This window comes from Pedobacter polaris (assembly GCF_005116505.1).
Taxonomy (GTDB): Bacteria; Bacteroidota; Bacteroidia; order Sphingobacteriales; family Sphingobacteriaceae; genus Pedobacter; species Pedobacter polaris.
The window spans coordinates 160,871-175,211 of record NZ_SWBR01000003.1; the positions used below are offsets into that span (position 1 = coordinate 160,871).

Annotated in this window: 10 protein-coding genes; 3 read left to right on the top strand and 7 right to left on the bottom strand. The window is 42.0% G+C overall.

The features are described from left to right. The first annotated feature begins 26 nt into the window (after positions 1 to 26). Both FA048_RS12795 and FA048_RS12800 read left to right on the top strand, forming a co-directional pair. Complete coding sequence (locus FA048_RS12795) at positions 27 to 485, top strand: PH domain-containing protein (RefSeq protein WP_136841601.1); 459 nt, start codon at positions 27 to 29, stop codon at positions 483 to 485. Between the two features lie 11 nt (positions 486 to 496). Continuing rightward, on the top strand, positions 497 to 1,048 hold the full coding sequence (locus FA048_RS12800; protein WP_136841603.1) for a hypothetical protein: 552 nt from the start codon (positions 497 to 499) through the stop codon (positions 1,046 to 1,048). 721 nt (positions 1,049 to 1,769) lie between these two features. Here FA048_RS12800 and FA048_RS12805 read toward each other — a convergent pair. The 7 genes from FA048_RS12805 to FA048_RS12835 form a co-directional block, all read right to left on the bottom strand. Beyond that, entirely contained in the window at positions 1,770 to 2,378 is a 609-nt protein-coding gene (locus FA048_RS12805; protein ID WP_136841605.1) for an alpha-ketoglutarate-dependent dioxygenase AlkB family protein, read from the bottom strand. 7 nt (positions 2,379 to 2,385) lie between these two features. Then, on the bottom strand, positions 2,386 to 5,616 hold the full coding sequence (locus FA048_RS12810) for an error-prone DNA polymerase (RefSeq protein ID WP_136841608.1): 3,231 nt from the start codon (positions 5,614 to 5,616) through the stop codon (positions 2,386 to 2,388). 23 nt (positions 5,617 to 5,639) lie between these two features. Further along, entirely contained in the window at positions 5,640 to 7,133 is a 1,494-nt protein-coding gene (locus FA048_RS12815) for a Y-family DNA polymerase (RefSeq protein WP_136841610.1), read from the bottom strand. After that, positions 7,130 to 7,897 carry an ImuA family protein gene (locus FA048_RS12820; RefSeq protein WP_136841612.1) on the bottom strand — a complete coding sequence of 256 codons (768 nt, stop codon included), beginning with the start codon at positions 7,895 to 7,897 and terminating at the stop codon, positions 7,130 to 7,132. The genes FA048_RS12815 and FA048_RS12820 overlap by 4 nt, the downstream gene beginning before the upstream one ends. A gap of 121 nt (positions 7,898 to 8,018) precedes the next feature. Beyond that, a complete protein-coding gene (locus FA048_RS12825; protein WP_136841614.1) occupies positions 8,019 to 9,689 on the bottom strand; it encodes a hypothetical protein in 1,671 nt (556 codons plus the stop codon). A gap of 3 nt (positions 9,690 to 9,692) precedes the next feature. Next, positions 9,693 to 11,012 carry a hypothetical protein gene (locus FA048_RS12830; RefSeq protein ID WP_136841616.1) on the bottom strand — a complete coding sequence of 440 codons (1,320 nt, stop codon included), beginning with the start codon at positions 11,010 to 11,012 and terminating at the stop codon, positions 9,693 to 9,695. A gap of 2 nt (positions 11,013 to 11,014) precedes the next feature. Continuing rightward, positions 11,015 to 12,121, bottom strand: coding sequence for a hypothetical protein (locus FA048_RS12835; protein WP_136841619.1), 1,107 nt, complete (start codon positions 12,119 to 12,121; stop codon positions 11,015 to 11,017). Between the two features lie 142 nt (positions 12,122 to 12,263). Between FA048_RS12835 and FA048_RS12840 the strand changes: the two genes are divergently transcribed. Further along, on the top strand, positions 12,264 to 14,231 hold the full coding sequence (locus FA048_RS12840) for a DUF4365 domain-containing protein (RefSeq protein ID WP_136841622.1): 1,968 nt from the start codon (positions 12,264 to 12,266) through the stop codon (positions 14,229 to 14,231). The last annotated feature ends 110 nt before the right edge of the window (positions 14,232 to 14,341 follow it).

Sequence of the window (14,341 nt, forward strand, 5' to 3'; positions counted from 1 at the left end):
TTCCCCCTTTATTAATCTTATAAATTATGAATTCACAAAATCAATTTGAAATAAAACCAACTACAATTTTTGGTTTTATTAAAGTATTCCCATTAATCCTATTAGCAATAGCCTTTTTAGTGTTGGCTAATGTTTATTTCCCAATATTAATTATTGGCTCATTAATAACAATGATTGTTGCTTGGTATAAATATATGTTTATCAGATACATCAGTTATTTAATCACCGAAGAAACCATTAAAATTAGAACTGGGATTTTTATCAAGAGAATTGATAACCTGGAACTTTACAGGGTTAAGGATTATGTTGTTGTGCAGAGCTTTATAATGCAGATTTTTAAAATAATGAATGTTACTCTGATAACCACTGATCAGTTAAATAAAAATATTGCACTTATTGGAATTCCTCAATCTGACATTACTGATGTTTTAAGGGAGTATGTTCAGAAAGCAAGAATAAATAACAGAATTTTTGAAATGAATTAATACAAATTATTATGAAAAGCATACTATTTACGGCATCATTTTTAATTTTTTATACCTTTTCTTTTGGACAGCAAATAATGAATGATACTACATTTGTTAGTGCCAATGGATCTATTTTAAATGTTAATGATGATTTGATTATTGGTTATCCCTCTGGACAAGCAAAAGAGTTTTTATTTATTAATAACCACACAGAAAAGAAGATTGGTTTTGCTGGCAAGCTTGCAGGTAAAGTAGCATCGGTTGGTTCTGGTGTTGGATTACTTGGCGTTGGAATAGGGTCATTAAATACTGTAATGACTGGCGTTAAGATTGCAGGAGCAGCTGGTACTATTGCGGATGTTGCATCAGTATCTGATTTGCTATTAAAAGGGGATAATCCTTTAACAGGACAAAGATTTAGAATTTTAAGGTTTAACAAAACTGGTAATCAAAAAAGAGGCGAACATTTCTTTGCTGTTGTAGCAGGACCAGGTAATGCGAATTATCAAATTGAGCTAGAACCAGCCTTGGCTACATACGAAATCGCAGGTTTAAATAATAAATTGTTCGCAAAGCCTTAATATTATGGAATTAGAAAGGTACATAATCAATGTTGAGCATTTTGGAAAATTTGATATGGAAAGCAACAATATTTTCTTTGCTTTAGATACTTTGAAAAAAGAACTAAGTCCAGATATTAGGTTTAATATTATTTCTGCATTCGTAATCAAAAGGAATGATTTTTTGATTGATATTACTGAATATCTAATAACGCAGTAAATTAAAGAGCTAACAAATCTTAATTTATGCTTTTACACAGCATAATTGTATCCACGTTACGGTAAACCTACACCGGGAACAATTATTTGCCCCACCTCAAAGCCAGCATAAAACAAGATTTGTTTAAAAGGCAACAATCTATCAACAAAGCACCCTAACTCGTTAGACCTTATTTGTTGATAGAACGTTGCTCCCTCCGCACCTTGTTTTTTATTTCGTTGCAATTGCTTTGCAACTGATTTTCAAAGGTAATCCCAAATATTTCAAACAAAATTTTTGCTTTCTAAAGAAAAATGAAAAAGCCTCTTTTAACTTATAAAGGTAGCAAGTGTTTTAATGGTACATATCAAAATATCATAAACATCATTCCGAAGTGTAACGTGTTTATTGATGTTATATCCCATTCATTTGAATGGGCAAAATTTCTCCCAAATAGGCTTCCTAAATGACAATCTCTTTAGGTCAGCCCAATGATACTCTTGGAGAATGCGAACCTGATCTAGACCGATGAAACCGTAACGCTTAAACCACTATCCGAAAAGTCAGATTAAGTCTTGGTTTCATAGCTCGTGTAGACTTGGCAATACGGTGGTCCCATTTTGCCTGCAGGTCGCCTTTCATCAATAGCAGTGATCCATGTTCCAGCCTTAGTGAATATTTCTCGCTATGGTCAGCCTTACTACGGATATCAAATGAGCGGACCTGGCCGAAGGTGACCGAGGCAATTGTGGGATGGGTACCCAATGCCCTTTCGTTGTCGCTGTGCCAGGCAACAGAATCGTTGCCGTCGCGGTAATAGTTAAGCAGTACGCTATTGAAGGCAACCCCAGCGATCGGTTCGACAACCGATTTGATCATCAGCAGTTCAGGTGTCCAAAGGTTGGGTGCAGATTTTCTTAAACTTGTATAATCATAGGTTTCCGCATCCGCATACCAGGCAGATAGCCTTGGTGTGATCACCTGTTTATCATACATGCTCACCACTTTCTGCGTCCAGGGAGTTTCTTTGATGAAGCGTTCCATTAACTGGTTGCCAAGTTCTGCATCAAAAACATTTGGCAAGTATTCTAGTACCTCTGTGGGAAGTCCTTTGGTTTGACCGCATTCCGGAAAAAAAGCTAACTGTTCCATTACTATTTTATTTAAAATTTCGCCCTCCATGGAAGGCCTCGTTCGGTTCTGTAGTCCGCACCTGTGAACAGTTGTTTTCGGACGGATAGGGTGGTGATTTTTCGTCCGAGCGTGAAAGTGTCAAGATCGGCAGCTGGTCATCATCTTTTGCGGTCATCCCTTTCAATAATTTTGTAAAATCAAAGCATTTGGAAACGATCACGTTCACCACTCCATTTGCCTTTTGCACTTTGCCCTCTACCATCAGCAGCCTAGAATGCAGGATTTCCTTGCGGTAGGTCTCAAACAATTTTTCAAAGACCACAAGATTGGAAAGCCCGGTTTCGTCCTCGATCGAGATAAAGCAGACCCCGCCGGCAGTTCCAGGGCGCTGGCGCACGATAACAAGGCCTGCAATCTTGGCCATACGCCCATCGTCGGTATCTCGGATTTCCTGCGAGGATTTAACATTGAAGAGCCTCAGTTTTTCGCGCACCAGACTTACTGGATGGGCCTTTAGCGATAGGGCAGTAGAGGTATAGTCCTGTACCACGTGCTCGCCCTTGGTCATCAAGGGCAATTGGATCTGCTGTTCCTTGTACGATTCTGAGGGCTGTCCTTCAAAAACGCCAATTGGTCGATCCTTTAGCGCGGATACTTCCCATAGTGCCTGACGACGGTCCAGTCCCATCGAGCGGAAAGCATCTGCATCGGCCAGCCGTTCCAAAGCTCCCATAGAAACACCTGCATCTAAAAGCGAATGCACGTTGTGGTAACCATTTCCCCTTCCCAGGACCAAAGCCTCCATATCATCTTCCCTGATCCCGGAAATCTGTCGAAACCCTAAACGAAGTGCACAATATTTGCCCGTTTTTTCCTGCAAAAAGTTATCCCAGAGCGATACGTTCACATCGATTTCCCGAACTTCTACGCCGTGGTTGCGTGCATCGATGACCAGCTGGGCCGGCTGATAAAAGCCCATGGGCATGGAGTTCAGGATTGCGCAGGCGAATACATCTGGATAATAACATTTCAGCCAGCAGGATACATACACGAGCAAGGCAAAGCTAGCGGCATGGCTTTCGGGAAATCCGTAACTTCCAAATCCCTCCAACTGCTTGAAAACCCGCCTTGCAAACTCTTCGGTATAGCCCTTGGCGGTCATGCCGTCAACCAGTTTTTTTTCGAACTTGGTCACCATGCCGTGCATCTTAAAGGTGGCCATACTACGGCGAAGTTCATCGGCTTCGGCAGGGGTAAAGCCGGCTGCCACTATCGCTATCTTCATCGCCTGTTCCTGAAAGAGCGGTACGCCTAGCGTTTTGCCCAAAATATCTTCGAGTTCCTTGGACGGATATTCCACAGGTTCCTCGCCATTTCGCCTTCTAAGATATGGATGGACCATATCGCCCTGTATGGGTCCTGGGCGGACTATTGCCACTTCGATCACCAGGTCATAAAAGCATTGTGGGCGCAAACGTGGCAACATCTGCTGCTGGGCACGGCTTTCGATCTGGAATACACCAATGGTATCCGCATTAGAAATCATTTCATAGACCTTTGGATCCTCTTCCTTATTGATGGATGCCAAGGTCAGGTCGAGATCATAATGCTTTTTGGCCAGGTCAAATCCCTTTCGGATGCAGGTCAGCATGCCCAGGGCGAGTACATCGATCTTCAGAAACCCGAGCGCATCGATGTCATCCTTGTTCCATTCTATGTTGGTCCGGTCTTCCATCCGGGCATGGAAAATCGGGCAAAGGTCGGTAAGTTTCCCCCGGGTAATCACAAATCCCCCGGTATGCTGGCCCAGCTGGCGCGGAAATCCCATCATCTGCCTAGTGAGGTCCAGTACCTTTACCAATAGCGGGTCGCGGGGGTTCAGCCCCTGCTCGCTGACACGGTCACTCTCAAACCATTCATCGGTAAATTCCCAAATGGAAGCTGAAAGTCTATCTATGGTGTCGGTCGATAGGCCCATGGCTTTTCCCACATCCCGGAGTGCTCCCTTTTGGTGGAGCTGGGTAACCGTGGCCACGATGGCTGCACGGTCCCTGCCATATTTGTTGTAGATGTACTGGATAACTTCTTCACGGCGCTCGTGCTCAAAGTCTACGTCGATATCTGGCGGTTCGTTCCTAGCTGAAGAAATAAAACGTTCGAACAAAAGATCGAACTTGGTCGGATCGACCGAGGTGATGCCAAGGCAGTAGCAGATGGTGGAATTGGCGGCGGAGCCCCTTCCCTGGCAGAGGATCTTTTGGCCGCGGGCAAAGCGCACAATGTCATATACCGTGAGGAAGTAGCTCGCATAGTTCATTTCCTTCACGAAGTTCATCTCATGGTTGATGTTGGTAGTGACCTTTTCTGGAAGCGGCAGTCCGAACATTTCCTCGGCTCCCTTCCAGGTCAGATATTCAAGTTCCTCTTGTGGCGCCCTATCACCAGATAAAATTTCCTCGGGGTAGACATATTCCAGGGAGTCCAGGGTGAACTGGCATTTTTCGGCAATTGTTATTGTATTTTCTATGGCTTCGGGATACTGTCGGAAGAGCCGCTGCATTTCCTCAATGGGTTTAAGGTGCCTTTCAGCATTCATCATCAAACGAAAGCCAGCATTGTGGATGGTGCATTTCTCGCGGACGCAGATCAATATATCCTGCAGTTCGCGTCTCTGGGCATGATGGTAATACACATCATTAGTTGCGACCAGCGGAACGTTCAGTTTTTTACTCAGCTCATCCAATCGGAAAAGCCTTTTTTGGTCCTGGCCTTGGTAAGATCTGTTTGCTGCTAAATAGAGAGAACCGTTTAAATTTTCTTTGTACTCTTTCAGGGCTTGGGGGAAGCTGAGATCAAAATCAAATCCCTTACCCAGTACATCAGGCGGTATGGTGATAAAAATAATATCTTTTTGGTTTGCAAAAACATCTGCTTTGTATAGATAGCATTTGCCCTTTTCTGCCCGAAAGTTTCCTTCGCTTAGCATCGCAGATAAACGACCGTAGGCTTCGCGGTTAGTTGGATATGCGAGCAGGGAAGGTCCGTCCAAAAGATCCAACCTGCATGCGGGAATGATTTTAATGTCAAGTTTTCTGGCCGCGGAATGCGCACGGACAATCCCTGCCAGAGAGTTCACGTCGGTAATGGCAATCTTGGGGTAGCCAAATGAGGCTGCCTGCTCAATGAGCTCCTCTGGATGGGAAGCACCCCGCAAGAAGCTGAAGTTGGAAGTGACCTGTAGTTCGCAGTAGCCCATAATCGTTTTCTCCTTTTCATTTGTTATGCAAAAAATCCGTGCAGGAACCAGGCTGAATGCTCTTCGTCATAGTGACCTGATCTGAACACCCAGTACCGCCTGCCCTTGTCATCTTCCAGGATATAATAGTCGCGGTGTTCGCCGGGCTCCATCCACCATTCCCGCTCGATACGTTCCGGTCCATCGGCTTTTCTCACCAGGTGCAGTTCATCCCTGTAGCGAAAGTTCATCGGCGGATAATCGGGTATTGGCGCGGTCACCTGGATCGAGGCTGGTTTGTGCAGCATTTCCATCGGGCGTGGATTTGATTTTTGCCATTTGATCTCGGTTTTTTCCTCTAGTGAAACCGCTGGTCGGAGGGAACGCTCAGGCCAGTAATGCGCCTGCGGGATATATCTTCTAATCGCCTGTGGCCCAACTTTTCCGGCAAGCCTGTCAAGGAGTTGGGCTAAACTTTGGTCGGCAAGGCCTGGTTTTCCGCTCCATAGCTTTTCCTGTGCAACGTGTACGGGCTCGGTCTTGGTAGCGGTCAAGATGAACAGTTCGATGCCAAGGTCTGGCTCAATCTGGTCGATTTTGAGTTCAAACAGTTTGGCCAGATGGGGTACGAGATGGGTAGGCTGGTTGGTGCCGATCTTGGTTTCGGTAACACGTCCATCCAAGCGGTAGCCTTTCAACTCTGCCGATCTTATGCCAAGCCCTTCCTTTGCAAGCCTCTCACATAGGGCCTGCAAAAGTTTTTCTATGGCGATTTCGATTGCTGGCTTGGTGCGGATCGGTTCCAAACAGAAAAGCCTTTCTTCGTATGGCGGTTTAACAATGATGGGGATGATGGTTTCTTCCTCGGTGCCAAGGGCCTGGCTGAGCCTCAACAAGAATTCCTGTCCAAATCTTCTGCGGAGCATTGAAGCTGGCAATTGGATGAACTTTCCAATCTTATCAAAACCCAGTTTGTGCAGGCGCTGGATGATATGCTGTTCCAATCGCAGTGCCATTGGGGGAAGATTCAAAAGTGCGTTATACTGTTGACCTTGTCCAATGATCGGGGATTTCCTGCCCAGCCTAGCCACTGCCCAAGAAGTGCCAATGGTGTCAGAGATTGCGCCTCGACAGTTATAACCGGATTCTTTTAACTTATTCAATATGCTTTCCAGGTATTTTTCTTCACCGCCCAAAAGGTGTGAACAGCCACTGGAATCCAGGATAATCCCATCGGGAAGGTCAATGGCCACGATCGGAGAATACCTAATCGCCCATTTGCCGATACGAATGAGTAACTTCTTATTGAAATCGATCTTGTCATCAAAGGCAAGGATATCAGGGACAAGCGCCTTGGCATCAGCAAGGACTGAGTTTGCAAATATACCCTGTTTTTCAGCTTCCTTGGATGAGGCGGTCACCATGATGCGGTTGCCCTGGGACATGGTGAATACATAGACCTTGTCCTTAAGTTCTGGTTTCTTAATGGCCAGGTAATCGCATAAGAGATTGGTGAAATAAATACTTAAATACCTCATGCGATCAGCCCCCTTTCCGGTAATGTAGTCGTTTGGGGCTGGGGATTTGTCTCTTGGCTTTCAAAAGGAGCAAATTTGTCCTCTGCCCATTCGATATAAAACTTTCCGCCTTCACCATTTTTTACCTTTAGCAGGTTCACTTCCCATCTTGGGTTCCCTACGCCAGGTATTCCCTCCAATATTTCTGTGGGCTGGGGCTTGATCTGCCATCTTGCGCTGCAAGCTGTTGCAGATAAGCTGCGCTTAGGCTCTTTTCTAAGCAATATCCCAGTCACGTGGCTTTTTTCTGTTGCCAGTTGCAATCTTCTACTTTGGGCAAAATCAATATCAGGAAGTTCAGCAAGGACGCAGGCCAGACCCTCGCATTTTAGCGCCTCTTCCATGACCGAAAGGATTTCCTTGGTGTAATAGAGATCCAAAAAAATGATTTGCTGGGGATCTACACCATAGGTTTCAAGTGATGGTGGAAATAGTTTACGGTTGTGACTGATCCATAGGCAGCTGTTTCCATTTCTCATGAGCTTTGCCAGCAGCCCTGCAATAAAGCCTTCACTGGCTGCAGCGTCTTCTGGGTGTTCGGCCAAGAACTCGTGGATGGTGCCGGTCGGGAAAACATCGTTAGGGAAACATGCTTCGATTTCGCCTAGCCCAAAACCATCACTCGTGGCTATAGGGCTGGGTTTAAATCCCTGCGCCGCTGAAATCTGCTGTCTGAGCCTAGCTAATATTTCCTGTTTTTCCCCTGTCATCGTTGCCTTTCTCACGCTATTGGTTTGCGTAAGACTTTATTAACAACAAAGCTATTACTAAAATTGTTAGTATTTACTAACAATTTTAGTAAAGTTATAAACAGTAAATTCTCAAGATGGCCTATATTTAACTACTCTACTCAAATAGTAATCTTGCCTTTTTCATTACTCGCGTGTAATTTGGACGAATATCATGTCGATTCAAAGTGTTGTAAAACGGCGGTATAATTTTATATTTCTGGGAAAAATTGTACGTCAGTAATTCAAATAATTTCCCGGGTCGGCTTTTTAAAATATGTTCCATATTCTCTAAATCACTTACATGCAATAAGGTAAGTGGATAGACGTAATTAGATTTATCATCATAACCATTCATCAACTCCGAAAATCGCTTATTAAAAATATGCGCCATGAAAGGCGTTTGTAGACTCCTTTCATTAAAAATTATCACTGGCCATATTCTAAGTGTTTGGTGTTCAATGATGTTAACATCAATATCGGTGAAATTTCTTTTGAAAGATTTAATATTGTTCACCAATTGATCAATACCAAAATCTTTGAAGAATTTTGCCCTATTCGATTTGTAAAGTTCACTAATATTGCCAGAATATTTTTCTTTATCGTAAATAGAGGTGGATTTAACTTCAGCCAGCATTATTCTATTGTGGTTCCTCAAATAGACATCGCCACATTCTATCAATTTCTTGTCGATTTTAATCTTGAGTTGATCAAATGTCCTTAGGACGAAATTTCGATGGTCGTTAAATGAATATCTTAGGTTTTTTTCGATATAGTCCTCAAAGAAATAGCCAATGATTGCCTTGTAATCCTGCATGGTGAATGGACTACCATTGGATAACTGCTTGTTTCTAAGAAAATCAAAGTAGAAATCATTTATGAACTGTTGATAAGCTTTTTCCAATAAAATGGAAATGTCTAATAACATGAAATTGTTTTTGTCCCTTTTGAAAAAAGGGTTTTTACGTATGTTAAGCAGTTTAAAAGTGTCCGTAGTTTCAAACTTTTCAGAAAATTTGTTAAAAAAGGCAACATATTTTTCGTTTTCCCTTAATGTGTAATAGAAATCCAAATCTGCGCTTTTGTTATTATTCGCAATCCACATACGGTGCAATTCATGTATAAATTCCTTAATCGTCAAATTGTAGGTACTTTTGAAATATTCAAGGATGTATCCCTTTGTTTTTGATTGCCGAGTTAAAAAATCCATAAGCTCCCAACCGCGATGAACAGTAAAGAATGGATCAACATACAAGAGTAGCTCGGAAATAGGTATCAATTTTGGGTTAAGGGTTTCAAAATCTATAGGTTCATTCTCATCATTGTCCTTAATTTTCGTAATCTCATCATTAACAGATAATAGGTATTGGAGCAATAAGTCCCAATTGTTTTCATTGCTTAATCTGAAACCATCAACATTTGACATGTTGCTCTGAATGATTTCCTCTAAAGCAAAAAGGCAGGTTTGCCTTGTGAAGATAAACGATTTTTTACCACCCGTTACATTATCTAAGGCCCTACCGTAGTCATTGAACATGTTCTGATCCCTACCACAAAAATTAAATAATTCTCTTCGCTGGGTGCTAAAATTGATGTCAATGGTTTTCGATTTTTTTGGTTTTAATCTATAATTAAGGGCTGCAATTTCTCCGATTATAATGTCTTTAGACATTTTGGAAATTAAGCTCAGCCTATCAGAAGGTGCTGGCCTGCGAAATATATCCTTATACCCAACAATGAAATTACTTGTTGGAAGACCATTGGCAGGTAGAGGTTTTGACGTTTTCATCTACTAGAATATTTTGATAGAACCAGTTTCAAGCCATTTGGGTATTTTTATGTGAGCTGCCTTGGGGTGGGCCTGAAAAATATATCGCAATGCAGTAATTGAATGCAATGCTTTTATCATCATCTGTTTTTGCTTTTCTACAAAAACCTTATCATAAAAATTTTCATTTATCCGGTGTGCGGGATCTTGCCGCTCCCGTCTAATTTCCTTGATTGGACCGAAAACTTCGTCTAGTGGCTTTTTGTCAGCAGCTTTATAATTTTTCTCTACAAACGCCTGGAGAAGAACTATGGTTCCTTTTCCTTTTCTCTCAACTACGCCATCAGAAACCGGAAGAAATTCCCACGTATCTATCTTGCCCTCAAAAAATGTTTTATTTATGTTTTCAGAATACATTTTATCAAGTAGAAGGATAAATGAGTTGTAATTCTCAAGTGTTGGTGTCATGAAAAAGGTAAATTCTTTTGGTCTTTTATCATCCTCGAAGGTTTTCCTGAACAATGGAACTCCAAAGATTGCTTCCGAAATTTCGTTCAGTAATTTTTGCTGACCAATAAAGGCCTTGAAAATAGAATAGGAAGTGGTCCAGGTACCGACAATGGTATTGTCGTAATATTCCTTAAGTATCTGGCAGTTATCCTTGCGTATTTTGCTTTTCCAGTATACCTGGTGTTCTGGTGTCAAGTCACTGAGATATCTTAGGTAAACGACTGCCACACGACCACCTTTCTCGTCGGTTCCAAGCCCAAAGGTCTGCATGAAGAACTTATCTTCCTCCCTTAGTTCCGATGCTTTTTCTTCGGTTTCATGATAGGAAATCTTGCCAGAATAATCCTCAAAGTCAAAACTGAACCTCGGGTCTTTAAGATAGCGATCTAGTACTTCAACATCAAAATAGATTGGCTTTAACTGTGGTTCACCTAGGGCTAACCGTTTTGTAAATGGCGATTCGGCATATTCATCTACATTCCTTTTTTGCCGCAAAAGATTTTCAGTCGGATATAGGCACACCGGATGGCTTTGTGATACAAAATCTGGCCCACCTTTTATCTTTAAGATGATTTTTGTTTCATTCTGCTTGGCTTCCTCCAATTTTTGAAGCTGGTGAGCAAAGGTATAAGATCCTAATGAAATGATATGTGGATTGGTACCTGTCTGGATTGTAACCTTGTCTTCTTCAACCAATATCTTAACTATTTCTATAATCTCACTTGGATCCTCCTTCATCTTTATTTGCAAAGCCGATAGGGGAATACCGTTAAAGTCTTTTGACTTTACATAAAAAGAAAGGATCTCCTGAAGTACTTTTTCTTTGATTTCCATTTTTATTCTTTCGGTATTACTCCTAAATCTTGCATTGCTTTGATTATGGCAATTGTTTTTCCCTCTGGTGAATAGCGATGGCCAAGTGGTATTTCATCCTGTTCAATGTTTTTCTTAATGGCGGATTTTAGCTCGTCATCCATTTTGCCATTCCCTCCAAGGAATACATGCAGTTCGTCAAGGTCATTGTCCAGGACTTCCATAAAATCTTCGGCGAGCATCATTGTAAACTCAGCGATGGCGTGCTCTAGCATTTCATGATTAACAGGCATTGACTGCTCTCCGTTTTCGACATTATTTAATGGGGCATCATTCATTGCATCTTCAAAGCCAAAGAACGCCACCTTCTGTTTTTCAGCATCCTGATCAAAAGTCATTTTGATTACCTGATCTCCGATGGCTGCATAATATGGATTGGTTTGGTTATGTCCAAAGTTTACAAATCCATCTCTATCTTCTTGGTAACCTTCGATTTTAAGGAGTCGGTATTTTATGCCAGTGAAGTCTGCTTCGGATTCTTCGGTTTTTAATCCATTGTTCAAAAATATTCTCAGCAGCTCTTCGTGCTCATCCGACAACTTTATTGCCAGTGTCCCAGAAACTGAGGCTCTCCAAAATACAGAAGCCCAAAAAAGCGTTGAAAGCTGCGGGTCATCATTGCTTTTGAAGGTAGTTTTTTCGAATTTTTCTATGCTAGGTGAATAGGAATGTTCAATTTCCGCAAGTTTTTTCTCACAATCAGAACACAGCAAAAAATCTACTATCATTTCAGACCGTGAGCCCGCAATCAGCTCATCTGTGACTTCACCATAAGTTTCCTCTAGTTTCTCCGGCTGAATGGACCTTCCAAAATAACCCTTGACATTCCCATTGCCTATCCTAAAACCAAATTCCAAGTCCCGTTTGTCGCTTCCATCCAGATTGTCCACCCTCTTTAAGAGAAAATGTGGTATGATATGAGATCCTGTTTTATCAGCCTCATTTTTTTTGCAAAGTTCACATAATTTCATTGTATTCAGTTTAGGTACAAGATAGTGTTTTTCATTAAAATTCATCTTTGATCTTAAACCGACAATAATCAGGAAAAAGCAAGGAACAGACTGTTTCATACTTACAAATTGAACATTCTATCGGTTAAGTGCTTTTTATAAATGTGGACTTTAAGGGTAATGTTTATTACTTTTGCGGTTAGCATTTGACCAATCTTAAAGAGAACTTTTTACTAACTTAGCTTGAATTAATGCTTTAATAATGGGATTTGATGATCTACCGCAGGTTGATGGTGCATCCATGAACAATGATACGGCGAAGAGCCGGCTCGTTTGGAATTTCAGCAGGAATGCTGGATTTATCGTGCGAGAGCAATTCCAGGACTTGGGCTGCGACTTTAAGATTGAGCTGATCGAAAAGGGAGCGACCAACTGGTCGTTCGATATCCAGCTGAAAAGTATAGCAAACCCAAAATCTATTAAGGAAGGAAGCATGCTGTCCTTGGCAATCAGGACTTCGACATTACGCTATCTCATTAATACCGCGCCTATATATGGCCTTTTGGTCATCTATGATGTCAGTTCGGATACTCTTTATTTCGAGTATATCGACCTACTTTATCGGAAGTTATTAAGTGAGAAGGAGGGCGTGGACTGGCAGCGCAATCATGAGGTGAGAGTTCATGTCCCCATTGTCAATATATTAAATTCTTCTTCACTGGCTGATATCCACAAAAGGTTTGTCCAACGGTTCAAGATGCTCGGAGCAATGAACAATGAGCATGGCGCTAGTTATGGATTGCCAAGTGACGGCACCATTACGGTCGAAAAAGGATATTTCATAAGCATAGACGATGCAGTTTTGGAATTGAAAGAAAAAGGCAAAATACCGATAAAACAGAGCGATTTGTCCCGTGTGTACGAACTGCTTGAAAATTTGCCTAAGAGAAAGATATTATCAGACAGGGATATTCTAAGAATCGCTGCACTGGTCTATAGTGAGGTCGGAAAGCTCGCCGATTCAATATACTATATCGATAGGCTGTCAAAAAGGTATCAGCTTGACGAAGAAGATAAACGCAAGATTGCCTTTATTTCGTTAAAGAATGAGCTTGGTCTGGGGGATATCGATAGAAAAACATTCGTCATAAAAGCGAAATTATTGCTTCCTAACTGCGGTTTTCTGGAAGAGCTATCGCTGCGAATGAATATATTGTATTTTGAACTTGGCAGTATAAAGGCTTTTGAGCCGATGCCAGCCGGCCTAGTCTCCGAGTTCGAGGCGTTGCAGGAGATGATTTCCAAGGTGCAGGATGATGGGCAGCGAAACTATCTTAAGGCCAAAAACTTGGATAACCTTTCTGTGATCGTTAGCCATTCACGCACCGAGGATATGAACAGAAAGGCCATATTTGATCAGCTCGGGATGAAAATGCAAAGTTGCCAGAGTGAAAAATACACTGAAAAAGGGTCGCGTCTTTTTTATAGGCTACATCTGGAGTACGCCCAAGTTGGAAAATTTGCATTCGAAAAATCGGAATTTGTACTCTTGGCTGCGGTTACAATTTCGAGCTTGAAGTTTTGGGTGGACTTTGAAATGGATATAATCATATTTGGAGACAAGGGAATATCAATGGAAAAGACGAGGTTGGAACTTACCGAAAGGATAGACATCGCTTTGGAAACTGCAACTATGATGGAGCATTACAAGCTATTCAGACAGGCCTATATGCTGCAGTGCCTAGCGCTTGAGCTTTTAGTGGTTTCAAGAGATTGGTTTGGTTTTAGTGACCTTTTTGATCTGGGAAAACTTGAAAATCAGATACAGCGAATGGAAAATGAACTCGAACTCTCTCCGTTTGTTTCGCAGATAAACTTCCTGATTGCGCAAAAACGATCAGGTAATCACCATGGTCTTGCAGGTGTAGCAGGAATAGCATCAATGAACGACCCCCAGATCAGGACCTATTCCACTAATGTTTTGGAAACAAGTCGATATCCCAATGCCAGACTCGAAAACATCATCCATGAAATGTCGGCTTTTAGGACATTCTACCAGCGCAATGCTGATGAGAGATTCGAACTGCTCGTTATGAAACCAGCCAATCCAGATATGGCATATGCAATGCCGCACATGTTCGTAATCAAAAACAAAAAGACCGGCATACAATCATTGCCCGCAATTGATATTGATTCGATATTGAACTCCTATGCAACACAGCAAGATTAAGGAAAGAAGCTGATGGCAATAACGATCATCCCCAATTAGCTCGGATATTTTACCTTGCCAAAACTTGGCCTACTAAACCTTCTGTTCCTCCATTTTGTTCAAGGACGATC